The sequence below is a fragment of the Aeromonas sp. 160P genome (genome assembly GCF_055193095.1).
Genome location: NZ_JBUXKV010000001.1, coordinates 3382746 through 3409644, shown reverse-complemented (window position 1 = coordinate 3409644; position 26899 = coordinate 3382746). Strand labels below are relative to the sequence as shown.

21 protein-coding genes and 1 riboswitch are annotated in these 26899 nt (G+C 58.1%); of the genes, 5 read left to right on the top strand and 16 right to left on the bottom strand.

Translation table 11 applies throughout. The features are described 5' to 3' along the window. Positions 1-120 precede the first annotated feature (120 nt). The gene (locus ACY8FN_RS15825) at positions 121-1659 is read right to left on the bottom strand and encodes an arylsulfatase (protein WP_232790185.1); all 1539 of its coding nucleotides are present in this window, start codon (positions 1657-1659) and stop codon (positions 121-123) included. 798 nt (positions 1660-2457) lie between these two features. Between ACY8FN_RS15825 and ACY8FN_RS15820 the strand changes: the two genes are divergently transcribed. Both ACY8FN_RS15820 and ACY8FN_RS15815 read left to right on the top strand, forming a co-directional pair. Beyond that, a complete protein-coding gene (locus tag ACY8FN_RS15820; protein ID WP_042019164.1) occupies positions 2458-2775 on the top strand; it encodes a heavy metal-binding domain-containing protein in 318 nt (105 codons plus the stop codon). Positions 2776-3097: 322 nt separating this feature from the next. Beyond that, on the top strand, positions 3098-3700 hold the full coding sequence (locus tag ACY8FN_RS15815; protein WP_463100554.1) for a hypothetical protein: 603 nt from the start codon (positions 3098-3100) through the stop codon (positions 3698-3700). Positions 3701-3819: 119 nt separating this feature from the next. On the opposite strand, the gene cysG is transcribed toward ACY8FN_RS15815, so the two are convergent. From cysG to ACY8FN_RS15785, 6 genes are all read right to left on the bottom strand, one after another. Continuing rightward, positions 3820-5211, bottom strand: a complete 1392-nt coding sequence (cysG, locus tag ACY8FN_RS15810) for a siroheme synthase CysG (protein WP_463100553.1) — start codon at positions 5209-5211, stop codon at positions 3820-3822. A 197-nt stretch (positions 5212-5408) separates the two neighbouring features. Next, positions 5409-6419, bottom strand: coding sequence for a sulfite reductase subunit C (asrC, locus tag ACY8FN_RS15805; protein WP_463100552.1), 1011 nt, complete (start codon positions 6417-6419; stop codon positions 5409-5411). Between the two features lie 11 nt (positions 6420-6430). Next, positions 6431-7270, bottom strand: a complete 840-nt coding sequence (asrB, locus tag ACY8FN_RS15800; RefSeq protein ID WP_463100551.1) for an anaerobic sulfite reductase subunit AsrB — start codon at positions 7268-7270, stop codon at positions 6431-6433. 1 nt (position 7271) lies between these two features. Further along, on the bottom strand, positions 7272-8330 hold the full coding sequence (gene asrA, locus ACY8FN_RS15795; protein ID WP_463100550.1) for an anaerobic sulfite reductase subunit AsrA: 1059 nt from the start codon (positions 8328-8330) through the stop codon (positions 7272-7274). A 191-nt stretch (positions 8331-8521) separates the two neighbouring features. Further along, on the bottom strand, positions 8522-9364 hold the full coding sequence (locus tag ACY8FN_RS15790; RefSeq protein WP_463100549.1) for a patatin-like phospholipase family protein: 843 nt from the start codon (positions 9362-9364) through the stop codon (positions 8522-8524). Positions 9365-9785: 421 nt separating this feature from the next. Further along, on the bottom strand, positions 9786-12041 hold the full coding sequence (locus tag ACY8FN_RS15785) for an LTA synthase family protein (RefSeq protein WP_463100548.1): 2256 nt from the start codon (positions 12039-12041) through the stop codon (positions 9786-9788). 255 nt (positions 12042-12296) lie between these two features. On the opposite strand from ACY8FN_RS15785, the gene ACY8FN_RS15780 reads away from it, so the two are divergent. Further along, complete coding sequence (locus ACY8FN_RS15780) at positions 12297-13382, top strand: protein kinase family protein (protein WP_101324462.1); 1086 nt, start codon at positions 12297-12299, stop codon at positions 13380-13382. A gap of 145 nt (positions 13383-13527) precedes the next feature. Here the strand turns inward: ACY8FN_RS15780 and lysC are convergent, their stop codons facing one another. Next, complete coding sequence (gene lysC / locus ACY8FN_RS15775) at positions 13528-14880, bottom strand: lysine-sensitive aspartokinase 3 (RefSeq protein ID WP_463100547.1); 1353 nt, start codon at positions 14878-14880, stop codon at positions 13528-13530. Between the two features lie 90 nt (positions 14881-14970). Further along, a riboswitch (Lysine riboswitch) is annotated at positions 14971-15194 on the bottom strand. Positions 15195-15301: 107 nt separating this feature from the next. Beyond that, on the bottom strand, positions 15302-16630 hold the full coding sequence (argA, locus tag ACY8FN_RS15770; RefSeq protein WP_042019181.1) for an amino-acid N-acetyltransferase: 1329 nt from the start codon (positions 16628-16630) through the stop codon (positions 15302-15304). Positions 16631-16900: 270 nt separating this feature from the next. On the opposite strand from argA, the gene msrA reads away from it, so the two are divergent. Next, positions 16901-17533 (top strand): peptide-methionine (S)-S-oxide reductase MsrA, encoded by a 633-nt coding sequence (gene msrA, locus ACY8FN_RS15765; protein WP_463100546.1) that lies wholly within the window; start codon positions 16901-16903, stop codon positions 17531-17533. A gap of 261 nt (positions 17534-17794) precedes the next feature. On the opposite strand, the gene ACY8FN_RS15760 is transcribed toward msrA, so the two are convergent. From ACY8FN_RS15760 to ACY8FN_RS15750, 3 genes are read right to left on the bottom strand one after another with little or no spacing between them, the layout of a single operon-like run. Further along, positions 17795-18130 carry a DUF3802 family protein gene (locus ACY8FN_RS15760; RefSeq protein ID WP_042019186.1) on the bottom strand — a complete coding sequence of 112 codons (336 nt, stop codon included), beginning with the start codon at positions 18128-18130 and terminating at the stop codon, positions 17795-17797. Between the two features lie 57 nt (positions 18131-18187). Beyond that, positions 18188-18664 carry a GNAT family N-acetyltransferase gene (locus ACY8FN_RS15755; protein WP_463100545.1) on the bottom strand — a complete coding sequence of 159 codons (477 nt, stop codon included), beginning with the start codon at positions 18662-18664 and terminating at the stop codon, positions 18188-18190. After that, on the bottom strand, positions 18661-19044 hold the full coding sequence (locus ACY8FN_RS15750) for an MmcQ/YjbR family DNA-binding protein (RefSeq protein WP_463100544.1): 384 nt from the start codon (positions 19042-19044) through the stop codon (positions 18661-18663). Before ACY8FN_RS15750 ends, ACY8FN_RS15755 begins: the two co-directional genes overlap by 4 nt. Positions 19045-19150: 106 nt before the next feature. On the opposite strand from ACY8FN_RS15750, the gene ACY8FN_RS15745 reads away from it, so the two are divergent. Then, entirely contained in the window at positions 19151-19939 is a 789-nt protein-coding gene (locus ACY8FN_RS15745) for an alpha/beta fold hydrolase (RefSeq protein ID WP_463100543.1), read from the top strand. Positions 19940-20228: 289 nt separating this feature from the next. On the opposite strand, the gene ACY8FN_RS15740 is transcribed toward ACY8FN_RS15745, so the two are convergent. The 4 genes from ACY8FN_RS15740 to ACY8FN_RS15725 all read right to left on the bottom strand — a co-directional run bounded on the left by ACY8FN_RS15740 (position 20229) and on the right by ACY8FN_RS15725 (position 26878). Next, complete coding sequence (locus ACY8FN_RS15740) at positions 20229-22016, bottom strand: NACHT domain-containing protein (RefSeq protein ID WP_463100542.1); 1788 nt, start codon at positions 22014-22016, stop codon at positions 20229-20231. A gap of 645 nt (positions 22017-22661) precedes the next feature. Continuing rightward, positions 22662-23144: an MgtC/SapB family protein gene (locus tag ACY8FN_RS15735; protein ID WP_463100541.1), complete on the bottom strand. Its 483-nt coding sequence runs from the start codon at positions 23142-23144 to the stop codon at positions 22662-22664. Positions 23145-23378: 234 nt separating this feature from the next. Continuing rightward, positions 23379-24452, bottom strand: coding sequence for a lipocalin-like domain-containing protein (locus tag ACY8FN_RS15730; protein ID WP_463100540.1), 1074 nt, complete (start codon positions 24450-24452; stop codon positions 23379-23381). Next, positions 24449-26878, bottom strand: coding sequence for an ABC transporter permease (locus ACY8FN_RS15725; RefSeq protein WP_463100539.1), 2430 nt, complete (start codon positions 26876-26878; stop codon positions 24449-24451). The genes ACY8FN_RS15730 and ACY8FN_RS15725 overlap by 4 nt, the downstream gene beginning before the upstream one ends. Positions 26879-26899: the final 21 nt, after the last annotated feature.

Genomic DNA, 26899 nt, shown 5'->3' with positions numbered 1-26899 from the left:
AGGCGATGAGAGATGTTTGACAGACGAGTCAACGGGTTTTCAATTTTCACAGGGTTCGGGACGAGCCATGTGGAAATTGAAAACGCCCACCAGAGAGTGATGGGCGTTGGAGTCACCGTCTTACTTGATGGTGGCGACTTTCTGCTTCAGTGCTTCCAGCTCGGCGAGCTTGCCCTGCAGCATCAGGCTCTGGGAGCTGATGTTGGCTGGGTTCATCTGGAAACTCTGCTGCATCGGGTAACCTGGCAGGGTATCGAAGAACCCTTTCAGGATGCCTTGTACCGGTACGAACAGCCACATGTTGTCAGCCATCCAACGCATGTACAGACCTGATTCGTGCGGTGCTTTCTCGAACGGGTCGGCGCGCAGGTTGATGATTTGCGGCCAGTTCGGGATCACGCGGGTGGCATCGGTGATGTTGCCCTGCATGGTCGCGAAGTTCAGCTTGAAATCATTCCAGCGCACGGCGTTCAGCTCGCCGTTGGCAGAGAAGTAGAGCATGGAGTTACGGGGTGCAGTGTCAGTTTTGCCTGACAGGTACGGCATGAAGTTGTAGCCGTCCAGGTGTACACGCCACTCTTTGCCGTTAGCCTTGTAGCCTTTGGCCAGCTTCTCTTTCACATCCGGTACACCGGCGGCGGCCAGCAGAGTTGGCATCCAGTCCTGGTGCGCCATCATGGCGTTGACCTTGGTGCCCGGCTTGATCACGCCCGGCCAGCGAACCAGCTGAGGTACGCGAGTACCGCCTTCCCAGGTGGTGCCCTTCTCGCCGTAGAACGGAGTGGTACCGCCATCCGGCCAGCTGCCGGTCTCGGCGCCGTTGTCGGTGGTGTAGATAACGATGGTGTTGTTAGCGACACCCAGCTCGTCCAGCTTGTTGAGCAGGATACCTACGTGGTCATCGTGCTCCAGCATGCCATCGGCATAGATGCTGATGCCGGATTTGCCCTGATACTTCTCTTGCAGGCGAGTCCAGACGTGCATACGGGTGGCGTTGTGCCAGATGAAGAAAGGCTTCTTGGCCTTGACCGCTTTCTCCATAAAGGCCAGTGAGGATTCGAGGAACTCCTCGTCAGCGTGCTCCATGCGCTTGCGGGTCATGGGGCCGGTATCTTCAATCTTGCCGTCAGCAGAAGACTTGATTACGCCGCGCGGGCCGAACTTCTTCTTGAACTCCGGATCTTTCGGGTAGTAGTAAGTTTCCGGCTCTTCTTCCGCGTTCAGGTGGTAGAGGTTACCGAAGAACTCGTCAAAGCCGTGCTTGGTCGGCAGATGCTGGTCACGGTCACCCAGGTGGTTCTTGCCGAACTGACCTGTCATGTAACCCTGCTCTTTGAGCAGATCACCAATGGTGGGAGTCCATTCTGGAATACCGTGGGTAGAGCCAGGCATGCCGATAGTCAGCAGGCCGGTACGGAAAGGCTCTTCACCGGTAATAAAGGCGGCACGACCGGCGGTACAGGATTGCTGACCGTAGTGATCGGTAAAGATCGCGCCTTCATTGGCGATACGTTCCAGGTTCGGGGTCTGGTAGCCCATCATGCCCTGGTTGTAGGCGCTGATGTTCCAGTAGCCGATGTCATCACCCATGATGGCAAGAATGTTGGGTTTGGCGGCTGCTGCGGCACTACCAGCAGTGGCCATTAATGCAAGGCTCATTGCTATTTTGTTTAAATGAATGGCCATTATTGGCTCCCACTCCTAATTTGATGTGATTTAGTACACAAAAATGCTGTATGAAAGCAGATAAATAATGTGCTGTTACCTTTATTCCGAATCAGCGCAGACACCGAAGCAGACACCGAAATAGCAATTTACTGTGCATATATTGTTACGGCGGTGGGCTATCCCATCTGGGAATTACACACAATAAGCTTTCAACCGTTTTACTCTATGCAGTTCGGAGTAGGTTGTCGCCTTATAGCGAATATAACTGGTGGTTATCTGAGGGGCGTGTTAGCCGCTAAAATCGTGGCTGGCAGCACAAAATGGTGGTCTGGGCACCGCCAGTGCCCTGGTCATGGCGCAGTGGTCACAGACAGTGGTCACTGACAGTGGTCATGGCAAAGTGTTGGCTGATATTTATCCATCGCTGTGCATTATCAAACCTCAAAATAAGCGGCCTATTTTCTTATAAATAGACCACCATTAAATATCTTATGTTTGATAATTAAGTGAAGCTTCACGGTTGATGTGATGCGGTGCAAAAAATATCTTTCCGCCTGCCTGAAACAGGCATCCATCATATCGATGCCCGCTTTGATCTGAGAATGTTTCAGGTCGGGAAATACCGTATCGGATAAGGACAATGGTGAGCCGCTGGAGCTTGACCACGACCAGCGGCCATATGGTCAGGGTCTCGTGGTCGCCAGTGTTGGTCGGTTGCCCTGGTTGGCGGGTTGGGATTTGCCAACTGTTGCGGTAGTCTGAACGCTCTGTTACTCACAGGAGTTCAAGATGATCCTCTCGACCACCCCCACGCTGGAAGGCAAAACCATTCGTGAATATCGCGGCATAGTGGTAGGCGAAGCCATTCTCGGCGCCAATATCTTCAAGGATCTCTTTGCCGGGATCCGCGACATCATCGGTGGCCGCTCCGGCGCCTACGAAAAAGAGCTGGCCCGTGCCCGCGAGATCGCCTTCGACGAGTTGAAAGAGCGCGCCGCCGCCCTCGGTGCCACTGCGGTGGTCGGCATCGATATCGACTACGAGGTAGTGGGGCAAAACGGCAGCATGCTGATGGTCAGTATCAGCGGTACCGCCGTAGTGGTCTGATATCCTGCCGCCAGCGGTACGGGCCAAAGCCGATAACCGGGTTATCGGCTTTTTTGCTGCCAAGCTGCGGGCAAAGAGGTGCGGCCGAGGCGTTGAAAAAATGCCATCAGTGATGGTAACGCCATGATTTTAAGCATTTATATTTTTTCATAACCCGATGGCGCGGGTTTTATTTTTTTTAACTGGGTCACCCTGAACCGCTGGACTAGATTAGGTGCCAGCAGGACGACACCTCTCACGGATGAACCCCACTTTGTTTGAGCCACTATGTTTGAACCACTATTATCTGGCTTGAACCACCATTTTTTGAAGGCGTATCAAGATGCACAAAAAATCTGCTCTGTTGACTGTTATCACCCTGGCCATCGCCGCTTATGCCGGTAGTGCCGCCGCGGCCGTTCCCAACTTTACCGCCAGCTGTCCGATGAATATTCAGGTCAAGGCGCAAGGGGGCAGTGTCTTTATCAATGGCAAGAAGGCCACCCTGAAAACCGATGCGCCGACCGCCTATAGCGCCCAGAGCGGCAAGATCATGATCGGCATTACCTCTGCATCTGCCGACAGCGAACCCAGCGTTGATTACGCCATCAAGCATGACAAGCGGGCCAACGGCATCTGTACGGTAAGCGCCTGGTCGGCGGGCAAGGAGGTTGCGCTGCCGATGGCCAAGGGGGACTCTCCCTATCAGGGCAAGTGGACCGCCAAAAATAGCGAGACCGGTGCCACCGTGGCCAATATTCAGATCGATGGCAAGGAGCAGGTGTGGGTCAACGGGGTCAAGGTGAAAGCCAAGCGCACCGACGGCGCCCTGCAATTTCGTCAGGGCACCATCCTCTATACCTTGCAGGGGGATCCGCGCGTTCGTAATGAGAGCGACTGGAACGACAGCGATGCCCAGAATAACGGCCCCATCACGTTGGAGTAACGGGCGCGCGGTGTAACGCGTATCTTGCTGATGAAAAAAGCAGACACCGCTTGCCCGGTGTCTGCTTTTTGTCTCTGGAGGGCCAAGGGATCAGTCCGCCCCTTGACGCGGCTGCCGGATCAGACCCCGATGATGGTATTGGCCTCCCCATACCAGTCCAGCTTGTCGGCCAGGGTCACCACTGAGCCGATGATGATCAGGCTCGGGCTCTTGACTCGCTGGGCCAGTGCAGCCAGCTGCTGCAATTCGCCGCGCACCACCCGCTGGCTGAGCCGGGTGCCTTGCTCCACCAGTGCCACCGGGGTGTGGCCGGGCATGCCGTGGGTCTGCAGCTCATCCTGAATGCGGGCGGCATGGGCCAACCCCATGTAGAACACCAGGGTCTGGTGAGGGGCGGCCAGTGCCGACCACTCCTGGGCGATATTGCCCTCCTTGTCGTGGCCGGTAATGAACTGCACCCGCTGGGCGTGATCGCGGTGGGTGAGGGGAATACCGCTGTAGGCGGCGCAGCCCGAGGCCGCCGTGATGCCCGGTACCACCGAGAAGGGGATGCCTGCCTCGGCCAAAGTTTCCAGCTCTTCGCCGCCCCGGCCAAAGATAAAGGGATCGCCCCCCTTGAGCCGCACCACCTGCTTGCCGAGGCGAGCTTGCTCCAGCAACAGTTGGTTGATCGCCTGCTGGGGCACGCAGTGGCGGCCTGCCTCCTTGCCAACGAAAATCCGCTCGGCATCGCGGCGAACAAGCGCCAGCACCGCTTCCGATACCAGTCGGTCATAGACCACCACATCGGCCTGTTGCAGTTGCTGTAGGCCACTCAAGGTGAGCAGCCCGGCATCGCCGGGGCCCGCGCCGACCAGGGTGACGCTGCCGTGACTCTGCTGTGGTTCCTCCAGCAACTTGTTGACGCTCTGCTCGGCGGCCTGCTGCTGACCACGGGCCAGTTGGCGGGCGAGGCGATCGTGGCGGAACAGCCGCTCCCAGAAGTGGCGGCGGGCCAGCTTGTCCGGAATGAGTTTGACCCGCTCGCGCAGCTTGCCCGCCAGGGTAGCGAGCTGGCCGAGGTGTTGCGGCAGCATGGCTTCGATTTTCTCCCGCAGTTGGCGGCTCAATACCGGCGCCGCGCCTGCACTGGAGATGGCCACCATCAGCGGCGAGCGGTCGATGATGGCGGGCATGATGGCACTGCAGTGGGCCGGGGAGTCCACCACATTGCAGAAGATCTGGCGCAGGCTCGCCTCGCGAAAGACCTGATGATTGACCTCTGGCTTGTTGGTGGCGGCGATCACCAGCCACTTGCCATCGAGCAGTTCGGGGTGAAAATCGGCGGCGCAGGCGGTCAGGCGACCTTGCTCGGCCCAGCTCATCAGCTGGGGTTCAAGGTGCGGGGCATTGATGGTGATCTTCGCCTTGGCATCGAGCAGCAGGCGCGCCTTGCGCACCGCCACCTCACCGCCGCCGACGATAAGCACCGGCTTGTTTTGCAGCTGACAGAAGAGAGGGAGAAAGTCCATAACAGGCTCCGGATACTGGCCCGCTCGCAATGCCGCGCCGGGCGAGATAGCAGGGCGCGCCGTGGCGCACCCTGGATGGTTGGGGGAAAGGCCCCCCAACGGGAATAAAAAAGGGGACGCGTGATCTACGCCCGGGCCAACGACAGATCCCCACCGGTGTCGGCCACTTGATCACGCTTCCCCAAACGAGGTTTTTCCTATTGCACCGCTTTGACGTGCATGTTGGCGACGTACTGATCTTCGGCCCAGAAGATGCGGTCAGCGACCATGGCTTCCGGGTTGAGGGTGACGCCGCGCAGCACCCGCTCCTTGAACTTGTGATAACCGGCCCGGTCGATAAGGTGACCCATGTGCAGGTAGATGGGTTTGCCATCCAGCATCTCGGCCTCGAACTCGAACAGGTTCTTGATCACCGCATGCAGCACCTCTTCGGTAACCCAGTTGAGGAACAGTTTGCCGGTACGGGGGGTCTTCTTGCTGGTGCGTCCCCCCAGCTTGACCATATAGAGCTGCTTGGGATCCCGCTGCCAGGCCATGGTCGGGCAAGCCAGCACGCATTCGCCACAGCCGATGCACTTGCTCTCCTCCTTGACCGCCTTGCCATGTTTGATGGCGAGGCAATCCACTGCATGGTGGCTGCACGCCTTGACGCAGGCGCCGCAGCCGATGCAGCGCTCGGCATTGAAGTGGATTTTGGCGATACCGAGGATGCCGAAGTCGGCCATGTTGGCCTTGGCGCAGTCGTTGGGGCAGCCGGCGATCACCATCTTGAGGTGATAGGGGTTGGGGTAGAGGTGCTTCTCCATCCGCTGGGCCAGCCCAGTGCAGTCGATATTGCCCTTCTGGCAGATGGTGTTGCCCTGACAGGCGACGATGTTGCGCCCGCCGATGGTCTGGTAACCGGCAGTGGTGTCATCCACCTCGATACCGCAGGCTTCTACTTCGATCTCCTTGATAAAGGGCTCGAGAGCGGCATTGACCTTGTCCATGTCCTGATACTTGATGCCGGGCATCGCCAGCTTCTGGCGGGTGGTGAGGTGGATCAAGCCGTTGCCGTACTGTTCGGCGATCTGCTGGGCCACCGCCAGCAGGTGGGCGGGCATGATCCCGCCGGGAATACGTACGCTGATCATCGCCTCGCCGCGCACCTTGGAGAGGCGGTATTCGTTCTTGGCGCGGGCCTTGATGATGTCGATATCGAGACTCATGGTGTTCTCCCTCAGTCGATCAGATGCTGGGCCTGGTCAAAACGAAAGACCGGTCCATCCACGCAGATATAGGTGTCGCCCATCCGGCAGTGGCCACACTTGCCCACGGCGCAGGCCATGCGGCGTTCGTAGTCGACCCAGATACGCTCCTTGGGGATGCCCCGCTCGAGGAAGGCGAGCACCACGAAGCGGATCATGATGGGGGGGCCGACCACGATCACCTGGATATCCTCTTTGTCTGCGAGATCCAGCTGGTCGATGTAGTCGGTGACCCGACCGATGCGAAACTGATCGCTCTCCTTGCCCTCGTCCAGGGTGACGATGAGGTTCTGCTGCTCGGCCCAGAGCGGCATCTCGTGGCGATAGAGCACCGCCTGCTCGTTCTTGAAGCCGAGGATCATGTCGAGGGATTTCACCTGTTCCGGGTGTTTGCTGAAGCGGCGCAGCAGCCCCTTGACCGGGGCGACACCGGTACCGCCCGCCACCACGATGAGATGCTGGCCGCGATAGGTATCCAGCGGATAGCCGTTGCCGTGAACGCCGCGCATCCACACCTTGTCGCCCACATCGAGGGCAAACAGCGCATCGGTTACCTTGCCGACCTTGCGGATCAACAGATCCACATAGTCATCGCCATAGTCGGAGACCGAGATGGGCGCTTCGCCGACGGTGGGCAGGGAGATCTCCACAAACTGGCCGTAGTGAACATCAAAGTCGCGGGAGACCCGAAAGTTCCACTCCAGCTCGGTGTGGCGCTCGATGGCCAGAATGGTGTAGGCCTTGGGCAGCAGGCGGTTTTCGACCTCGTCCTGCTGCGGTTCTGCTGTTGCGGTTTGCTGGCACTGGCACATATCAGTTCGCCCCCTGCGCGTTGTCGGCTGCGATGGTCTGTTCGACCACATAGGTCATCTTGTTGATGATGTTGCTAAAGGAGATGTAGTGAGGGCAGCGATCGTCGCAGCGGCCACAGCCGACGCACATGTGCTCCTCCCCCTGACGGGCCTTGTAGTCGTTGACCTTGTGCAGGGCGCGATAACGCAGGCGCTCGCCATGTTTGGCGCGAAAACCGTGGCCACCGGCCATGTCGCTAAAGCCATCCACCATGCAGCTGGCCCATTGGCGACGGCGCTCGCCCTGCTTGGGGTTCTCCGCATAGGTGAGGTCATGCACGCTGTAGCAGCTGCAGGTAGGGCAGGAGGTGGTACAGCGGCCGCAACCGATGCAGCGGCTGTCGTACTCGGCCCAGACCGGATGGGCGGTGAGGATCTGGCGGATCCGCTGGGGGTCGTCACAGATGCTGTCCGGGGTGCGTACCTTGACCGGATTGCTCTGGACAAATTCCGGGGTGAAGTCATCGGATTCACCCAGCTCGGCAAAGTAGCCGAGCAGCTCGGGATCCTTTACCTCGATGCGGGCACCCTCATCGCTCAGACGAATGGCGGCGGCGTAGTCCTGGGTCTCGTTGCTGCCCATGGAGACGCAGAAGCAGTTCTCGAAGCTCTCGCGGCACTCCAGCAGTACCAGCTTGAGCTTGCTGCGCAGTCTGGCGTAGTAGACGTCACTGTTCTGGCCATTTTTCAGGTAGACCTGATCCAGCCTGCGCAGGGCGTGGGTATCGCAGCTGCGCAAGAACAGCAGGGTGGGTTTGGCCTCCACCTTTGATTCGCGCAGCTCCAGATTGTCGAAGTGGAAAAGGGTCTGGGTGATGGGGAGCACCACCTCTTTCGGGGAGAAGTGGGACTTCTCCTGCCACACCAGATCGGCCGGATGGCGGATGCTGTGGTAGGTGACGTTGTCGGTGTCGGAGAAGCGGCCGCCCCGATATTCGGCCGCGGGCGCCATGATCCGGTAATCGGGCAGCAGCCGCTCGAACAGCTGCGCCAGCGAGGGATGGGTGAGAAGAAACGACATAAATAAACACCTTGTATGAGGGTGAGATGCCCTGGCATAGGGATGAGGAGCGGGCCGATCAGGGTGTCTGGCACCGATGCTGGCCGCGCTTGCCTCGCCACGGTCTGTTTTTATGACTCATGTTGCTCAACTGACCCGATTGTTGTTGTGGGCGGCGCCGAAGCACCGCACAGGCCGGGTCACACCTGTCATCAATTGAGCAGGGCGGCCTGATAGCCTGCGCACTTGCCCATCACGTATCCCATCTCCAGCTTGTTGATATCGCGGGTGAAACGGGAAACGGGGAAGTAGTCGGCCGGGGCGATCACCTCGATCTGGCAGTCATCCGGCGGATTGGCGATAAAATCGAGCGCCTCGTTGTAGCTGCGATCCCGCTGCTCCAGCGCATGGGCCAGCGCGGGGCGGGTCTTGAGCAGGGTGCGGATCATCCAGGGGAACGGCATCGGCTTGAGCCGGTAGCCGAGCGGCTCGGAGAGGATCACCGTCAGGTGACGAGCACCGCGGCGGTAGGCTTCGATCACCGGGATGGAATCGGCCACCCCCCCATCTGTCATCGGTACACCGTGCACTTCCGGGTATTCGTGGGAGGCGAGGGGAATGGCGCAGCTGGCGGGCAGCACCTCGTTCATGTTCTCCGGCTTGACCCGGATGTACTCCGCCTTGCCGGTCAGGGTATTGGTCACCACCGCGTAGAAGGGGATGGCGGTCTCCCGGTAGGCGTGAATGTCGAGGGGATACTTGCGACAGCTGGTGTTCCACAGCCAGTGGATATCCACCAGATTGCCCCCCTTGGCAAAACGCAGGGGATCCATAAACTGCTGGCTGCATGCCAGTTTGGTCAGGATCTCGTGGCTGCGGCCATGTTGGCTGGCGAGGTAGGCCAGCAAGTTGGTGGCCCCCGCCGAGACGCCGATGGCGAAGTCAAAGGGGCGATAGTCATGCTCGATAAACGCATCCAGCACGCCGCTGGCAAAGATGCCGCGCATGGCACCGCCTTCTACAACCAATGCGCTGGGGGATGCGGTTTTGTTCATGACATGCACCTCATGGATAAGTGAGAGAGAAAAGATAAGTGGGAGAGAAAAGATAAGTGGGAGAAAAAACGTCCGGGCTGTCAGGCCGACCGTTCTGACGGCGAACCGGGGTTGGCCATCGCAATGAGGTCATTCTAAGAAGGGGATGGTGTTTAGAATATCTGTTAATAATGAATCAATCGTTTTGTTTTTCTAAACGACATGGCGCAGTACGAGCAGATTATTTGGCTGTGGATGGACCAGCCGCAGTGAGAAATGGAAGTAACGGAAGGTTAGAAAGAGCCTCTTCTGGATTGCCGATTGCCGATTGCCGATTGCCGATTGCCGATTACGGAGAATGGAGCAAGTAATGTCGATGTTTGCAGGAGGCAAATATAAACAAGGCCGCTGATGCGGCCTTGTCTGTTTTTGTGGGGCGGGATCAGGGCAGGGCGTCGGGCCGGAAGCTGGCACGGATCTGCGGCACCAGGCTTGAAGGGTCGAATCCCTTCTCTTCCCCCAGTACCGGATGGAGCAGGGGTTGCTCTTCGATAGGGGTGATATCCCCCGCCAGCAGCTGACGAGTCGCCTGACCCATCTGGTAGAGCTGGCGCACCGGGGCAAACTGGATCGCCAGATTGAGGGGATCATCGGCGCGGGCAAAGGCCATCATGGGGATCTGGTAGGTGGCATCGCGCGCCGGTTTGTCACCGTGAATGCCCTTGCCGGCGGACATCAAAAACGGCTGGTGATCGCCAAAGGCCACCACCAGATAGCGCTTGCCCGACTGGTCTAGGGTCTTGAGCAGTCGCTCCAGCGAGGCCATGGCATCCACCACCCCGGTGTAGTAGGTGTTGAGCAGCTGGGTGTCACTCTCGCTCTGGTTCGGACAGGCGCCGCTGCGCTCCTGCCCCTGATAGCGGGGGCCATCGAAGGGGCCGTGCCCCTGCATGGTGACCGCGTAGGCAAACAGCGGCTTGTCATCCTGATCGCTGCGCTTGAGCATGTGGTCGATCAGCGCGTCGTCGGAGATATAGAGCCCCTTGTGCTCAAGGGTGGTGAAGCGGGTATCGAACCAGCGCTCCTGGTAGCCGAGTGCAGGGATCGCCTTGGCGCGGCCCCAGAATTTTTCCACATAAGGGTGGGCAAACAGGGTCTGGTAGCCGCTCTGTCTAGCGCTTTGAGCAAGGCCGGGCACCTGCTCCGAGAGGTAGTAGTAGGGCACCACCCCTTGCTTGAGCAAGCCCACCGGCAGGCCGGTGTTCATTTCGAACTCCGCCAGCACCGTCATGCCGCCGGTGGTGGGGGAGTGGATGGTTTTGTGCCACTGCTGCACGCTGGCGGGCAGGGCGAGGGTGGGGGCAGGGGCGCAGATCCGCCCCTGCCAGTCCAGCCAGAGCGACTCATATTGCAGCACGATCACCAGATCCCAGCGCGGCGCAATGCCTTGGGGCGGGTGGCTCAACTGCGGGGTCAGCTCGTTGATCTGCAAGGGGTAGCGAAACACGCTGCCGCTTTGCAGCATCTCGTCCACCAGATTGAACAGATAGAGGCCGGGGCCGGAGCGGATGATGTCCCTGTGGTAGTTGACCGCGCGATCCACGTAGCGAATGTTGGCCCCCAGCAGCTTGTTGCCGGTCTGGGTGGCAAACACGCACAGCGCAAAGAAGGCGACAGTGGCGGCGGCGGTGCGCAACACCCAGCGTGACAGGGCAAAGCGCCAGCAGAGAAACAGTGCCAGTAAAACGGTGAAGATGGGCAGGATGGGATGCTGATCGAGCAGGATCCGCAGCAGCGCCAGCAGGTTGCCAAAATCATCCCCCCCAAGCGGCACGCCGTAGATGGCGATCTTCATAAAGTTGGCCAGCAGCCCGATGCCCGAAAGCGCGGTAAAGACCAGCCCCATATAGAGGTTGAAGCCTGCCAGCGCGCAGAGGCTCCAGCCCAGCACCATGCTGCCCCAGGCGAGGTAGTAGTGCTCCGGTCGAAAGCCTGACCAGAGCAGAAACTCCCCCAGCTTGAACACCACGAAGCCGTGCAGCAGCACGAAAGTAAGGTTGCCGAGCAGCAGGCTGCCGATGATCCGCCAGCGCAGGCTGCGGCGCAGCTTTGGCAGCACCGTTTTGAGCACGGCGGCGCTCAGGGCCAGCACCAGCGAGAGGCTCACCACCAGATAGGTGAGGTTGAAGCCCTGCTCCGGCAGGGTTTGCAGGATCTGGCTGAAATCGCCGCTCTCGGGGCGATCTTTGAGCAGCAGGCCAATGCGCAGTTGATAGCGGCTATCCAGCGCATCGTCCGGGGCGCGCAGGGTGCTGTTGAGATCCAGGGTGCAGCGGTTGTTACGGCACACCTGACGTTTATCCACCCCCTGACTGAGCTGATCTATCCGCTCGCCTTTGTCGTTGAGCAGCTCCACCCGCACCTTGTCCCCCGCTTGCAGCGGCCCCCGCAACTGCCACTGGCTGCGCACCACCAGATAGAGGCCACGGCTGTCGCTTTTATAGAGCAGGGCGTGGCGGCTGAGGGTGGCCAGCGGATTGTCGGCAGGCCCCAACACCAGCGGCTGGGCACGGCCCAGCCAGCTGCCGGGATTGACCAGCGGCAACAGCAGGGTCAGCAGCAGCAATCCGCCTAGCAGAGCGAGTACCAAAGAGGGCAGACTCAGGACCGGTTGGCGGCCTGAGGAGGGACGATTCATATAAGCTCATCCTTTGAGCGAGTGAGGGAGAGATCGTTCATCCGTATAGGTTTTGACCCGATGGTGCGGGCCTTGTTCCAGCTTGTCAATTTAATGACCGTTTAATGAATATTTGGTTACTGTTCAACCCTGCAAATTGTGATCCCGATCGAGGGGTTGCACGGAATATGTGATGAAAGCGTCATCATGGGGTTTTGCCGCTGGCCTGGGAGGAGAGCGCTGTTTAGTCTCTCAATAGCGACAGGAGGTATATGTATGAATCCTAAAGTGATGGCGCGTCAGGCCAGATTGCTGCGCATGCTGGAGAGCAAGGAAGAGATCCGGATCGGACGCGAGCGCGACTGCCCGCTGCCGCTGGCCCAGCTGGTCAAACTGAAGGATACCCATCCGGCGGTGGTCAAGGTCTATCGCCACGGTCTCACCGCCGAGGTGTTTCACCTCAAGGTGGAGGGGCATCACTGGTGCCTCAAGCGGCGCCGTCAGGCTTCGCTGGTGGCCAACCTCGATGGCAAGACCGCCTTCCTGACCGAGCTGGAGCGGCGGCGCGAAATCGAGGCGCTGCGCGAGCTGCATCCCACCATCCTCTCCCATGTGGTCTGTACCAGCTTTGGCTCTGCCCGCGCTGGTGTGCTGGTCTCTCCCTGGTTACGGGGTGTGCCGGTCCATCAGCTCAACGAGCGCAATCTGGCCCAGATGCTGGAGGTGCAGGGGGAGCTGGCCCGCTGGGGCTGGTTTGACTGGGACCCGAGCCCAGGCAACCTGCTCGACGACGGCGAACAGATCAGCGTGTTCGATTTTGGCTATATGTGGACCTTCGATCCCCGCTTTGAATACAACTCCAACGGGCTGGTCGATCCGCAGTTTCATGTGCCGGAGCGGCTGGAGACCCGCACTCTGTCAGGGCTCTGGCTCGATGAGGCCGATCCCTTGCCGCAGTTTCGCTACTGGCGCGAGCTTTGTCTTCAGTGGGTCAAGCGCGAGATCCATCACCTTACCCGTGAAGGGGCCAGTGCGCCGGTGCTGGCCAGACTGCATACCTTGCAGGGGGAGTGGAGTGCCGCGCTGGCGAGCGACCAGGCGCTGGTTGCCAACTGGTGGCGGGACATGTATCGCAGTCACCGGCTCGATGTGGCCGATGATCTGAGTGGCAAGAGCTGTGGCCCGCTGACCCTGCGCCGCCTCGACTGGCTGTTGCAGGCGGTGACGGATCACTATCTGCTGCTAGTGGATAACCTCTCCCCTCAAGAAACTGAGCTGGGCCAGACCGGACTGCGGGCCCGCTTGCAGCAGCTGCGCCGTGAAGCCGTGGCCTGTCAGCTGCCTGCCACGTCTCTCGCTTGAGTTGCACGGTTCAATACAGGGTGCAATAACGGATCTGGCTAAAAACCGGGTCTGCCAATAAACAGGGCGCCTTTTGCTGGTTTAGCAAAAGGCGCCCTGTTGTATGCCGCTCTGCGACCCTTATCTGGTCAGTTTGCTCAAGTGGTTAATCCAGCAGCTCCTGATGGAGGCGGTTGACGATATTGCCCGCCTCGCCCTCTTTGACCAGGAAGCAGAGGTTATGGGCGCTGGCGCCGTAGCAGATCATCCGGATGTTGTGCTCGCGCAGGGCATCAAAGACCTGACTGCCCACCCCGTTCACTTCGCTCATCCGGTTGCCAATCAGCGCCACCAGTGCCAGACCGGTTTCCACTTCCACCTTGCAGAGTTGCCCCAACTCGGCCAGCACCTTGTCGCTCAGGATCGGCTCGCCGTTGCTCTGGCTGCCGGTGTGATCCAGGGTCAGCGACACGCTCACCTCCGAGGTGGTGATGAGGTCTACCGAGATGCGGTGACGGGCCAGAATGCCGAACACTTCCGCCAGAAAGCCGTAGGCGTGGAACATGTTGAGGCTGTGCAGGGTCACCAGCACCTGCTGGCGGCGCAGGGCGACGGCGCGAAACAGCGGGCTTGAATCTGTGCTGGCGCGGATCCAGGTGCCACCGGCGGCGGGGTCCTTGGCGGAGCCGACAAACACCGGAATATTCTGGCGCACCGCCGGTTGCAGGGTGGCGGGGTGCAGCACCTTGGCGCCGAAGGTGGCCATCTCGGCCGCCTCGACAAAGCTGATTTCGGGGATGGGGCGGGCGCGGGTCACCAGGCGCGGATCCGTGGTGTAGATGCCGGGCACATCGGTCCAGATCTCGATACTGGCGGCATCGAGCGCTTCGGCGAGCAGCGCCGCGCTGTAGTCAGAGCCGCCGCGGCCCAGCGTGGTGGTGCGGCCATCGCCATCGGCACCGATAAAGCCCTGGGTGATGACGAGGGTATCGCCCAACTGCGGGCCCAGGGTCTGCTGGCAGAGGGTGCGGGTAGTGGCCAGATCGACGGTGGCCTTGCCAAAGCGGCTGTCGGTGCGCATCAGTTGGCGCACATCCTGCCAGTGAGCCTTGACGCCACGCTGGCGCAGCAGCTCGGTAAAGAGGCGGGTAGACATCAGCTCGCCGCAGGCGATGAGGCGATCCGCCAGCTCCGCATCGGTATGCTGGTGGGCTTGTTGGGCCATCAGGCGGATCTCGCCCAGCTGGTCATGAATGAGGGCGCTCACATCGCCGGGGTTGCCGAGGTCCGCCAGAATGGCCTGCTGGATCGCGGCCAGTTTGGCCAGCTGCTCGTCGCGGCCCGCTTCGTCCAGCTCTCCTTGTGCCAGGGCGACCAGCAGGTTGGTGACACCGGCGCTGGCGCTCAGTACCACCACCCGGGTGGCGGGATTGGCCAGCACGATATCGGCGCAGTGATTCATGGCCGCGGCGTTGGCGACACTGGTTCCGCCAAACTTGGCGACATTGATCGGGCTCATTGCTTACTCCTGTCTTAATTTAAGATTCCGGTTCCATCGGGCAAAAAAGAGAGGAGGAGGCTGAAAATGGCAGGAATGAACGAAGCTATCCCGGCCAGAAGCACTCCACCTGCAGAGCCCATCCCGTACCGCCCCTGACAGGGCGCGGTGGGGGATGATCACTACCGATGACAACCCGGGGGATTCAGCCCCCGCAGCCGACGTTGAGGTCACCAGTCTCCTCATTCGTCTCGGCGCTGCTCCCCATGACCCAAGTTCACCGGACGCTGGCGTCCTCCCTTGGGCTGCCTGGGCAGCGCTCCTCTTCTGGCTCCACCATGGCGGTGGAGTGTATTTAGAAATACCTTGCGTTGGATTGCACTGTCAATCGAGTTTGTGAAAAAGTTCAAATTGTCGGCTAACTCAACACAGAATCAATATCTTAGACAATGGTCTTTGACAAAACCTTGGAGCGACGCTGCCAGTTGTAGAGACGCTGGCGTGCCACCGGCAGATCTTCCACTTCCAGCGGATCGAAGCCCCGCTCCCGGAACCAGTGGATGGAGCGGGTAGTGAGCACAAACAAGCGGCGAATGCCGAGCCGCTTGGCCCGCTCGGCCACCTTGGCCACCAGCTGATCCCCCCGGTTGGAGTTGCGATAGTCGGGGTGGATGGCGACGCAGGCCATCTCCGCCATCGCCTCTTCCATAAAGCAGTAGAGCGCCGCGCAGCCGATGATCAGGCCATCGCGATCTATGATGGTGAACTTGTCGATCTCCATCTCCAGCTGTTCGCGGGAGCGGCGCACCAGAATGCCTTCCTCCTCCAGCGGGCGAATGAGATCCAGAATGCCGCCGATATCCTCGATGGTGGCGGCGCGGGCCTGCTCGGCACTTTCCCGCACTATCTGGGTGCCGAGGCCGTCGCGGCTGAACAGCTCTTGCAGCATGGCGCCATCATCCTGATAGCTCACCAGATGGGAGCGGGGCACCCCGCCGCGACAGGAGGCAATGGCCGCGCGCAGGTAGCGGGCGGTGCCGGACATCTCTTCGCCCGCCTGCTCCAGCTCCACCAGCAGCTCTTCGGCCTGCTCGGGGAAGAGCTCGGAGATGGCCTCGCCGCGTCTGTCCATCACCCCTTGGGTGCTGCTAAAGCAGATCAATTTGTCCGCTTTGAGATCCACCGCCACCCGGCGGGCCACCTCTTCCGAGCTCAGGTTGAAGCTCTCGCCAGTGACCGAGCAGCCGATGGGGGAGATCAGCACCAGACTCTTCTGATCGAGCTGGCGGGTGATCCCCTCCACGTCGATGCGGCGCACCCGGCCGCTGTGGCAAAAGTCGATGCCATCATCCACCCCCAGCGGCTGGGCGGTGACGAAGTTGCCACTCACCACGCTGATCCGTGCCCCCTGCATTGGTGTGTTCGCGAGTCCCATGGAGAGCTGGGCTGTGATGTCGTATTGCAGGCCGCCACACACCTGCTTGATGATGGCGAAGCTATCACCATCGGTAACGCGAGTGCGTCTGTGGTATTGGGCCTCGATGCCTGCATGGGCCAGCGCCTCGTCATTTTGCGGCCGTGAGCCAAACACCAGTACCAGACGTATGCCCAGTGTCTGCAGCAGGGCGATATCGCTGACGATATTGGCAAAATTGGGGTGGCTGATGGCTTCTCCCCCCATCATCAGCACAAACGTGGCACCCCGATGCACATTGACATAGGGGGTGGATTGCCGAAAGGCATTGACCAGACTGGGTTCGCGTTCACGCACTTGATATTTCTTCCATAAAAAAACAGCGATTGGCTCAATATATGAAAATTAATTCACAAATCAAGACTAAATATTGATTTTGGCTGTTTCTGGTCTACCAGAGGCGGCTTGGCCGTGCGGATCGGGAAAGGGGGCTGAGAGGCGTCGATGGCATGATGGGGCGAGCGGGGAGGGGGCCCGCCGGTTGATCCGCCGCGATAAACTGCTATCTTCGATGCTCCTTTTCGTCAGCTGTGTGATTTCACAGGGTTTTATACAAGGACAGGATTCATGGAACAGATTATTTCACCGGCAGATGCCCTGCCGGGACGACGCGAAGTGATGGTGATTGGTCAGCAACATGGGGTGAACGGCAACCCGACTCAGGGCCCCTGGCCGGAGGGGATGGCGGTGGCCTGGTTTGGCATGGGTTGTTTCTGGGGTGTGGAGCGCCTGTTCTGGCAGCAACCGGGGGTCTACTCCACCGCCGCCGGTTATCAGGGCGGCGTCACCCAGAATCCCAGCTACAAAGAGGTGTGCAGCGGGCTGACCGGCCATGCCGAGACGGTGCAGGTGGTGTTTGACCCGGCTGTTATCAGCTATGGCGATCTGCTGAGACTGTTCTGGGAGCAGCACGATCCGGCGCAGGGGATGCGGCAGGGGGGCGATGTGGGCACCCAGTACCGCTCGGTGATCTTCTTCGATGACGAGAGCCAGCAGATCATCGCCCAGCAGAGCATGGCGGCCTATCAACAGGCGATGATGGCGAGCGGCGACAGCCGTGCCATTACCACCCGCATTCTGCCGCTGGCGCCCTTCTATTACGCCGAGGATTACCATCAGCAATATCTGGCGAAGAACCCGGACGGATACTGCGGATTGGGTGGCATTGGCGTCTGTTTGCCGCCAAACCTGAACCGCTGAACTGCGCTGTAGGGATTTTCTTAAAAAAAGTGAAAATAAATGATGTCTGGCGGGAACTTATTGCTACTGGGCAGGACTAACTAGTTAGCGTCCAGGGATCGGATGCAAAGTCCAGACACATTTCTTGCCTTGATAACCACCCAATGAATGAACGCATGGGGGGATTGAAAGTGATAGCAAGCAGGGCTGCCCACCAAGGCGGCCCTTTTCATATCTGCGTGTTTTAAAACCTTGCGTTGGACGGGAGAACCGGGCGGCAGATCAGGCGATCGCGCTGTCAAAGAGGTTCTTGATAAGGTCGATAAACTCGATGAGGAAGGCTTTTTGTTCCGGGGTCGGGGCGCGCAGCCAGACGGCGGAGAGCACCTCTTCCAGATCGGCGACCACGGCGTCGGCCTCCTGCATGATGGCAAAACGCACCTTGGGATCGATCTGCGGGTTTTGCTCGCAAATGGCCATCAGGTTGCTGGCAACACGGCCACTGACCAGATCTTCGATGGTCTCTTCACCGTTGCTCTGCTGTTGGGATTCAAACAATCCCAGACTCTCCACCAGATACTCGATCAGCGAGATATAGCCTTCACTTTCTACCACCATGGTTGCTGCCTCAATACAGTAACAATACGAAAATTAAGCGTATTTTAGTGACTTGACCTAGCTTGGCAAGCAGCAGTGCAGGCGATGGCGCGTAAAACTGACTCCGCCCCGCTCCACGCACTCCAGCCCGGTCAACACAAAGCCATGTCGTAAAAATAGCTCATAACTGAAGGCGCTGGCCTCGGTGGTGATGCGCTGCAGGCCCCGCGCCCGGGCGCCCGCCAGTGCCGTGGTGAGCAGCAGATTGCCCAACCCCTGTCGCTGATAGTCGGCGCTCACATAGAGCAAGCTGAGGTGGCCATCCGCACTCAGGGTGACGAAACCCAGCGGCACATTTCCAAGCTCCGCCACCCAGCCATGATGCTCGCGCAGCTGGCTGACAAAGCCGGGATGGCGCGCGCCGAGGGCCCACTGCGCCACCTGTTCGGCGCTGTAGTGCTCGGGGCCGCTGCGCCGCACCGCCTGCTCGAACAGGGTAACGAGGGCGGGGATATGTGGCTCGCTGAGCGGGACAATACGCAGTGCTGGGGTCATGGGGCTTTGCCGTCAGTGGGTTGGAGGGGCTGCGGCGCCTGCGGCCGTTTGGCTTTGGGCAGACCCGCGATAACCCGTTCATAGGAGTGGTGCACCCAGCCTTGCCAGAGATCGGCCGGCAGTGCATCGCTTAAGGTCACCGTATTCCAGTGCTGCTTGTTCATATGCCAGCCCGGTTTGACCTCGGGGTGGATCTCGCGCAGCAGCAGGGCCAGTTCGGGCTCACATTTGAGGTTGATGGTGAGCGGTTCGGCCTGCCAATCCACCAGCGCGAACATCTTGCCCGCGATGCGGTAGACCAGGATCTCCGGGCCAAATGGGGTATCTTCCTGTGTGCCAGGCAGGGTGAGCAGAAAGGCCCTCACACTCGTCAACTCCATCTTCACGCTCCTTGCCGGTTACCATGTAAACGTATTTTTTTGCTGAAATTATCTGCTAAGATGCGCGCCTACTATACCCCAATGCCGTCGATGAGGGAGTCGCAAGATGCTGTATCACAAGACCTTTGAGCTTGGCCCCGAACGGGATTGGGTAGTGTTTGTCCACGGCGCCGGTGGCAGCTCCTCCATCTGGTTCAAACAGCTGCGCGCCTATCGCGAACACTTCAACGTGCTGCTGCTGGACTTGCGCGGCCATGGTCAGTCCCACCAGCTGCAACAGGTGGTCAAGGGCCACTACAGCTTTCGGGAAGTGACCGAAGATATCGTGCGTCTGCTCGATCACCTCAATATCCGCCGCGCCCACTTTGTCGGCATCTCCCTTGGCACCATCCTTATTCGCCATCTGGCCGAGCTCTGCCCGGAGCGGGTCAAGAGCATGGTATTGGGGGGCGCCATCCTGCGGCTCGATATCCGCTCGCGGGTGCTGGTACAGCTGGGCCGACTCGGCCAGCATATCCTGCCCTATATGTGGCTCTACCGGCTGTTTGCCTTCATCATCATGCCGCGCCAGCGCCATCAGGAGTCGCGCAACCTGTTTGTGCGCGAGGCTCGCAAGCTCTGCCAGAAAGAGTTCAAACGCTGGTTCCGCCTCGCCACCGAGGTCAACCCGCTGATGCGCTACTTCCGCGAACGCTCCCTGCCCATTCCCACCCTCTATGTGATGGGGGAGGAGGATCATATGTTTCTGGCACCGGTGCGTGAGCAGGTGGCCCGCGATGCTAGCTCCTCGCTGGCGGTGATTGAACAGTGCGGCCATGTCTGCAATGTGGAGCAGCCGGAGCAGTTTAATCGCCGCACCCTGGCGTTTATTCAATCGCTGGGGGGCGGGAAGTAATCCATTATCTCAACTCTTTATCTATTAGGTATATGAAGTTTGACCCTCGCAAGTTTGTGCAACTGACATATCAGGCTACAACGAAAGGGCTTTACGATAATTTCGAGCCGAGATTTCCACCTAATTTTTGTTGCAACAGTAGTTCAACAATGTACATGGAGTTTATCATCCTGATATGTGAGCCAAGCATAGATATAAACTTCATAGTAACTAAAGAACTAGTTCAGGGCCATTAACAATAAAGCAACGAGCTAAACAACATGTTTTTTCTCTAGCTTGCCGCAAAAAATTAAAATGGCAATATTTGATCTGTCATCCTATCTGCCATGTTGAGGTCTTGCTCTAACGATAAAACTTCACGTTTGAAATTACTTTGGTCAAAAGAAATTGATATTCTTTTGCAAATCTCTTTATGTTTACAAGTTTCTTTTATTATATGGTCAATAAAGATAACAAAGTAACCATCAAACGTTTGGAAGTTCTCATAGTCTTCTTGTTTACAATATGAAATATACTCTGCAATTGTTTTTTGGATTTTTTTTAAGTACTCGGAAACAATATGCTTAGCAAATTCAGAATATTCTATGAATAAGACAGATGACAATGTATCCCCCCAATAAAAACCCATGACCTTACCATTCTCATCAACTTTTACTCTAGAGTCTCGACCAATTAAATTTAAAAGAGCGCTGTAGTTGATAGATACACTCCCATTGACATCCAGACATAGTGCGTGTTTTTTATAGGGAATAAGGAAGTATTTAGTGTAGTTTCGTTCATCGATAGTATTCAAAAAAGATAATACGTTTTGCCATTTTCTAAACTCATGTATATTATCAATCACCATCTTGTAAAACTTACTTTTCTTATTCTCACTTAGCCTATAAATAAATGCTGCGGAAAAATACTCTTGAATGCTTTTGTGAGTATATGAGTAATGATCAAATCCGTCTCTAACAATTAATGCTGTGATGTCTGAAATATCAGAGATAAGTGCATCTTCTAGGTTTTCGCTCAAACGTTCAATTTTAGATGCATCTTCTAGATACTTTCTAAATTTATTGGCTGAAAACCTAGTCTGATTATCATTTAAAGATAGAAAGCTTAAACTATCGAATAGCCTTTGCATTTGATAATCAGTTAGTCCGGAAATCCTATTCCTTTCAAACCCAACCTTCATTCTGTCATGTCGATAGAGCATAGTTGGAAATATTAGACTATAAAATTCAGATAAGCTATCAGGCTTAAATTGGCGTGCGTTATATGTTATTGAAAATAATGTAAGTAATAGTGGTGAGGTTGTCACATCAGATAAGAAAGTACTATTTTTTAAAATGGAATTGATACTTTCAGATTGTTTTTTTGATTTGTAAATATGCTCTATAAATTCATTTTGAACTGATAGGGGCATTGGATCTATTCTTAGCTTATAAAAATAAACTGATGAACCCATGCCAGAATCTGGACGGGAGGTTACAACAATCCTGAGTTCTGAAAAAGCTCTAGCAATATTTTCTAGTTCGCGTGCTATCTTAGAACGCTTGTCATTGGGGATTTCATCAAAACCATCTAAAAAGAGAATTATTTTTCCTGAGGTAGCTAGATGTTCAAAAATAGAAAAGTCTAAAGAAACGCCTAGCTCATTAATAGCAGCTATTAACTCCTCTCTTAAAGAACTCTCGAATTTTAAGTTTCTAAACTCAACAAATATTGGGATGTACGAACTATTCTTTGCTTCATTAATACATATCTTGCGTAAGAATAATGATTTGCCTTGTCCCGGTCCACCTTCAATTAAAACATGCTTATTTCTAAGTTGGCTAAACGTATCTATACAGAATCCATCAAAAGACACTGCTTTATCAAAAAATATCTCATTTAGCGAGACAATAGAGTCAGGATTTAATATTGTCTTTACATTCCCAATGCGTTCAACATTTTTTTTAAAAAACTTAAGCTTTTCTATCGAAAAGGCATTGGATATTTTTTCTTTAAGTTTACCTGATACAGATGTTATTAATTCATCAACCAAACCATCTAAGCCACCCGTTGCCTTATTTATAATGCTATCTAACATTTTAGCCTCTTTGAAAAATTGATGTATTAATTACTCTTTGCTTCAGGATAATGAGTTTTATTAGTGACGCGTAATCGGGCTTTGGAAGCACTCAGCAAGGTAGGTTGGGCTGAGCTTGCGAAGCCCAACGTTTACCGAGACGTAAGGATAAGGAATTGCTCTATTCTCCATGTCTTTAAAATAAGGTGGTGGTGCAATGCGCTTCGCTTATTGACACCCTACGGCCGGGATGGCTACCGCACGGGGTTACAGCTCCCCGAGTACTGCGTTTAACCAGATTGAAAATGGGTAAATCATGGGCTGACCTCGGCTGCTTTTGGGGTCGTGAGGGCCGGATGAGTAGGGTATCAAACGCTGACTGGCTGTAGTGAGTAGAACGTTAGTTAACGCTCGGATTTTATATGGTTTTTTGACGGGGATCAGACTTGAGCCAAAGTGGCTGGGGGCGGAGTGGGGGAGGTTTGGTCGATAAATAAGCAGCATCGGCATCCTTGACTACTGGCACCAAGTGATAGGGATTGCTGGGCAATGTCTGTTTTATGCCCTGTTTATATGGGCGAAGGGTTTCGCTTTATCGAGCAAACCGGCCACCTTGGTAGCCGGTCATCGCCTGATAGCTGTCGCCATTGGTATGGCGAGTGAGGGTCATTCACGGCCCTCTTTTTTGAGGCTCAGCAGCCAAGGCACAATGGTTAAAATAAACAGCGCTATCAGGGTGGCGAGCACTGCGGTGGATTCGCGGCCCATGCCAGCGGCAATGCCGATGGCCGCGGTGACCCATATTCCGGCGGCTGTGGTCAGCCCTTTGGTTTCTGTTTGTCGGGTACCCAGAATGATGGTGCCAGCCCCCAGAAATCCCACCCCGGCAGTGAGACCCTGCAACACCCGGGTCAGATCGGCGGTTGATGCGCCAGCTTGCTGGGGGATCAGCACGAACAGCGCGGCGCCAATACTGACCAGCATATGGGTGCGGATCCCGGCACTTTTCCCTTTCTGTTCACGTTCGTAGCCTAATAGACCACCGAGTAGGCCAGCCACCAGCAGGCGCAATACAATCTGGGTCATCTGCTTGATATCTTGAATATCCGCGAACTCGGAGACGATGGTCTGCCATATCTCTTGCCACATAAATGCCATCCTTGTGCATGCTGCATATGAGTTGAACGACTCAAACCGGTTAATTCTGTCGCCATGGGGGCGGTACGAAAATACGCCATGAGACCGCATCTGCAGGGTATCAAACGCTGACTTCCCTTGTTGAGTAAAAAGCTGTCCAAGTTGTCGGATTTTAATGAGTTCTTAATAGTGCCCCGCTTTTGAAGCAAGCGTCAGGATAAGGGATAACCGGCGATGGCCGCAGGCTTAATAGCCGGTCATCTCCAGATAGCCGACCCCCTTGGCATCTCCCGAGACAGTGACCGCCCCCTCCCAGTAGTCAAAGCGGCCGGTCATGGCCTGATTGGGCTGACGGGCTTTGATGGTGAGGGTCATTCCGGCGGCGTTTAGCTGCCACTCGACGGGGTAATCCTGCCCCTTGGGGCCGCGCCAGGTCTTGCCCGGAGTAAGACGAATAGCATCGGGGGGGAGCACCCGGCTGCTGCCATCCTGTTCAATCAAAATGCCGTAGCGGTTTTCCGGATTGGCGCGGCCCGCCTTGGTGCGCAGGCGAAACAGCATCAGCTCGCGGCCATCGGCCAGTTGCAGCGAAAACCAGTCCCAGCCCGATTGCCACTCGGCCAATACCGAGCTGCTCCACTCGTGATCAAACCAGCCTTGTCCGGTCACTGTGCGGGTTTCGCCATCGCGGGTCAGGGTGCCGCGCAGCGTGAGGCGCGGGTAGGAGTAGTAAAAGGAGGCGTTGCCCGGGCTCTTCTCGCTGTAACCGGCCTTGCCTTGCAGCACCAGCGGCTTGGCGGCAGTGACGGTGAGGTTCAGCTCGCCAATCTTGCTCTGCACCTTGAGGGTGGCGGGGAACAGCGCAGCCCCTTGCGAGGCAAGTCGCCACTCCCTGAGCCAATATTGGCCGCCGCTGGCCCCCGCCAGCCCCGGCCCCTGCCGACTGGCCCGTTCATCTTGCTGGTGGGTGCCACGCTCGAGATCCGTGATGGCAAACTGCGCCAGCCAGAGCTGGGGGGTGAGCCAAGGGTTGCTGGTGCGGAGTTCTTGCTCGATAGCTTGGCGAAACAGGGTCCACTGCATGCCATATTCGCGCCCCTGTTCATCCTTGAGGTTGCCGGTGAGATACCACCACTCGGAGCGGTAATCGGGGTGGGCGGCGTGATCCTCCGGCAATTGAATCGTTTGCCCCGGCAGCACCTTTTTAAAGCTGTCGCTGCCGCCCCCGAGCAGGGCGCCCAGATCGCTGGCAGCGATAGCCCCGCTATAGAGCGTCCAGAGCATACCCAGCACCAGCGGCCACCCTTTGATCTGTTTCATACCACTCTCCTTGCCGCATACCAGGAGGCCAATGCGCCACATACCGGCGCCAGCAACAGGGCGGTGACCGCATGAAGGGGGGCGGCTTCGAAGGCGAGGCGCCAACCAAAGGCGCGGGGGTTAACCACCTCGATCAGCACCCAGGCGAGGCCATATCCCACCGGCAGGGCCAGCAAGGCGGTGAGTAGCCCCAATCCCGCTCCTTGCCACACCAGCAGCTGGCGGCAGTGGCGGGGGCTCAAACCCAGACTCTGCAAGGTCTGCAGCTCGCCACGGCGCGCCAGCCCCAGCACCATAAAGGCCGAACCGATCCCGACAAAGGCGATGCCGAGGATCAGCAGTTTCAATAGTTCGGTCACCACAAAGGTCTGGTCAAACACCTTGAGCGCCGCGCTGTGTATGGCGGGGGCGGAGAGCAGATTGAGCTGCTCGCCAAAGCGCTCGCGCAGGCGGTCAGCCAACTGCTCGGGGTCGTCGCTAAAGAGGGCGAGGGATTGCACCACTCCCGCCTCGAAGGCGTGCAGGAGTTGCCCCTTGTCGCTGCCGTAGTCCTGATAGACGCCGGTGACGGTGAACTGCCTTGGCCCCTGCTCGCCGCTGATCGCCAACTGCTGGCCCACCTTGACCCCGAGGCGCACCGTCAGCGGTTCGCTCGCCAGCACTTCGTCGGGGCGGGTCGGCCAGCGTCCGGCCAGCAGCGGATAGGCCGCTTTAAGCTGGGGGATAAAGTCCATCTGCGCCCACTCGACAGGCTGCTCCTGCCAGCGGGCGGGATGCACCGAGCGGCGCGAGGCGGCGCTCACCAGCGGATTGGCGAGCAGGGTCTCGAGGGTGGCTTCGCTCAAGGTGCCCTTGCTGCCCGCCACCCCCTTGGGGGCGGTGACATAGAGATCGGCGGCCAGACGCTGGCCGAGCCAGATCTCCACGCTGGAGCGAAAACTCGACACCATGACCCCGATGCCGATGGCCGCCGCGATGGCCAGCTGCAATGCCATCACCGCGATGGCGGTGCGATCGAGGTGATAGAGGGTCTCGGCCACCCCGAGCCGGGCAGTGAGGGGGCCGCCCGCCCGTCTTCGCAGCCAGCCAAGCAGGCCGCGCAGGGCATCGGGCAGCCATAGCGCCATGGCCAGCAGCCAGCCTCCGGCGATAAACAGGGCGCCGGTGAGACCGGTTTGCGGCAACCACAGGCACAGAGCGCACAGCAGCAAGATGGCGATGGCCAGCACGCGCCGTCGCCACGGGTGAGCGGGGGGGCGGCTGCTTCCGGCTCGCAGTTCGAGGGGGGATTGGCGCAGCAGTTGCCACCAGCCGGGCAGGTTGGCGGCCAGTGTGCCGAGCAGGCCGATCAACAGCGCCTTGAGCAGGCTCAAAGGGGAGAGGCGCAACAGGTCAATGGGGTTGGGGCCATAGAGATCGGCCAGCGCCTGGGTCAGTTGTCCCATCAGCGCCAGTGCCAACAGGCTGCCGAGCAGCACCCCGAGCAGGGTGCCGATTGTGGCGAGAATAACGAGCTCCAGGATGAGCCAGCCAAGCACCCGACTCGGTGGCATCCCCAGAATGATCAGCTGGGCCAGCTGGGGTCGGCGCACGCTCTGCACAAATCGCTGGGCGTTGAACACCAAAAACAATCCCACCGCCATGGCGAGCAATGACAGCGCCGTCAGGTTAAGGGCCAGCGCATCGCCAAGCTGGCTGGCATCGAGCGCCGGGCTGATAGGCTCAAGCCACAAGGGCTGAACCGGGTAATCGGTTTGCAGCGCCGCCTGCAGGGTACGAGCCTCGGCTTCGCTTAGCTTGAAGAGGATGCGATCGAGCCGACCCGCCTTGCCCAGCAGCGGCTGGGCGAGGCCGATATCGGTCACCAGCAGCCGATCCATGGGCACGGCGCCGGGTTCGAAGGTGCCCGCCAGGGTCAGGGTCAGGGGGCGTGCGCTGGCGCCATCGCTGCCGCCCAATACAAAGCGACGGCTCTGGCCCGCTTGCCAGCCAAGGCGATCTGCCTCGGGGGCTGCCAGCCAGATGCTGTCGGCACGGTTTAGGGCGAAGGCGGGTTCGCTCGCGGGTTGGGTGCCAAACAGCTGGCGCAGGGGGCCGGGGTTGAAGAGATCCATCCCCAGCAGTTGAAAGCTGCGCCCCTGCTCATCCTTGAGCCAGCCATGGAGCTGGGGCATGGCATCGAGGGCGGGCTGGTTTTTCACCAGTTGCACGTAAAGCTGTTCATCCAGCCCGCCAGTGGGGGCCAGCCGGTAGTTGGCTTCCCCTGCCAGCTGGCTGCGGGCGGCGACAAAGTTGGTGCGGGCGCTGTGATTGAGCAGCTCGATGGCCACCACCAGCGAGACCCCCAACACTAGCCCGGCCAGACTCATCAACAGCAACCAGGGGTGGCTGCGATAGAGGCGCAGCAGCGCTTTGAGTGGCAGCATCAGCGTGCTCCCGGCAGACGC

Bases quoted from the DNA above. Each gene is read 5' to 3' on its own strand.
- ACY8FN_RS15825 (WP_232790185.1), bottom strand. From the start codon at position 1,659: ATGAGCCTTGCATTAATGGCCACTGCTGGTAGTGCCGCAGCAGCCGCC.
- ACY8FN_RS15820 (WP_042019164.1), top strand. From the start codon at position 2,458: ATGATCCTCTCGACCACCCCCACGCTGGAAGGCAAAACCATTCGTGAA.
- ACY8FN_RS15815 (WP_463100554.1), top strand. From the start codon at position 3,098: ATGCACAAAAAATCTGCTCTGTTGACTGTTATCACCCTGGCCATCGCC.
- cysG (WP_463100553.1), bottom strand. From the start codon at position 5,211: ATGGACTTTCTCCCTCTCTTCTGTCAGCTGCAAAACAAGCCGGTGCTT.
- asrC (WP_463100552.1), bottom strand. From the start codon at position 6,419: ATGAGTCTCGATATCGACATCATCAAGGCCCGCGCCAAGAACGAATAC.
- asrB (WP_463100551.1), bottom strand. From the start codon at position 7,270: ATGTGCCAGTGCCAGCAAACCGCAACAGCAGAACCGCAGCAGGACGAG.
- asrA (WP_463100550.1), bottom strand. From the start codon at position 8,330: ATGTCGTTTCTTCTCACCCATCCCTCGCTGGCGCAGCTGTTCGAGCGG.
- ACY8FN_RS15790 (WP_463100549.1), bottom strand. From the start codon at position 9,364: ATGAACAAAACCGCATCCCCCAGCGCATTGGTTGTAGAAGGCGGTGCC.
- ACY8FN_RS15785 (WP_463100548.1), bottom strand. From the start codon at position 12,041: ATGAATCGTCCCTCCTCAGGCCGCCAACCGGTCCTGAGTCTGCCCTCT.
- ACY8FN_RS15780 (WP_101324462.1), top strand. From the start codon at position 12,297: ATGAATCCTAAAGTGATGGCGCGTCAGGCCAGATTGCTGCGCATGCTG.
- lysC (WP_463100547.1), bottom strand. From the start codon at position 14,880: ATGAGCCCGATCAATGTCGCCAAGTTTGGCGGAACCAGTGTCGCCAAC.
- msrA (WP_463100546.1), top strand. From the start codon at position 16,901: ATGGAACAGATTATTTCACCGGCAGATGCCCTGCCGGGACGACGCGAA.
- ACY8FN_RS15760 (WP_042019186.1), bottom strand. From the start codon at position 18,130: ATGGTGGTAGAAAGTGAAGGCTATATCTCGCTGATCGAGTATCTGGTG.
- ACY8FN_RS15755 (WP_463100545.1), bottom strand. From the start codon at position 18,664: ATGACCCCAGCACTGCGTATTGTCCCGCTCAGCGAGCCACATATCCCC.
- ACY8FN_RS15750 (WP_463100544.1), bottom strand. From the start codon at position 19,044: ATGGAGTTGACGAGTGTGAGGGCCTTTCTGCTCACCCTGCCTGGCACA.
- ACY8FN_RS15745 (WP_463100543.1), top strand. From the start codon at position 19,151: ATGCTGTATCACAAGACCTTTGAGCTTGGCCCCGAACGGGATTGGGTA.
- ACY8FN_RS15740 (WP_463100542.1), bottom strand. From the start codon at position 22,016: ATGTTAGATAGCATTATAAATAAGGCAACGGGTGGCTTAGATGGTTTG.
- ACY8FN_RS15735 (WP_463100541.1), bottom strand. From the start codon at position 23,144: ATGTGGCAAGAGATATGGCAGACCATCGTCTCCGAGTTCGCGGATATT.
- ACY8FN_RS15730 (WP_463100540.1), bottom strand. From the start codon at position 24,452: ATGAAACAGATCAAAGGGTGGCCGCTGGTGCTGGGTATGCTCTGGACG.
- ACY8FN_RS15725 (WP_463100539.1), bottom strand. From the start codon at position 26,878: ATGCTGCCACTCAAAGCGCTGCTGCGCCTCTATCGCAGCCACCCCTGG.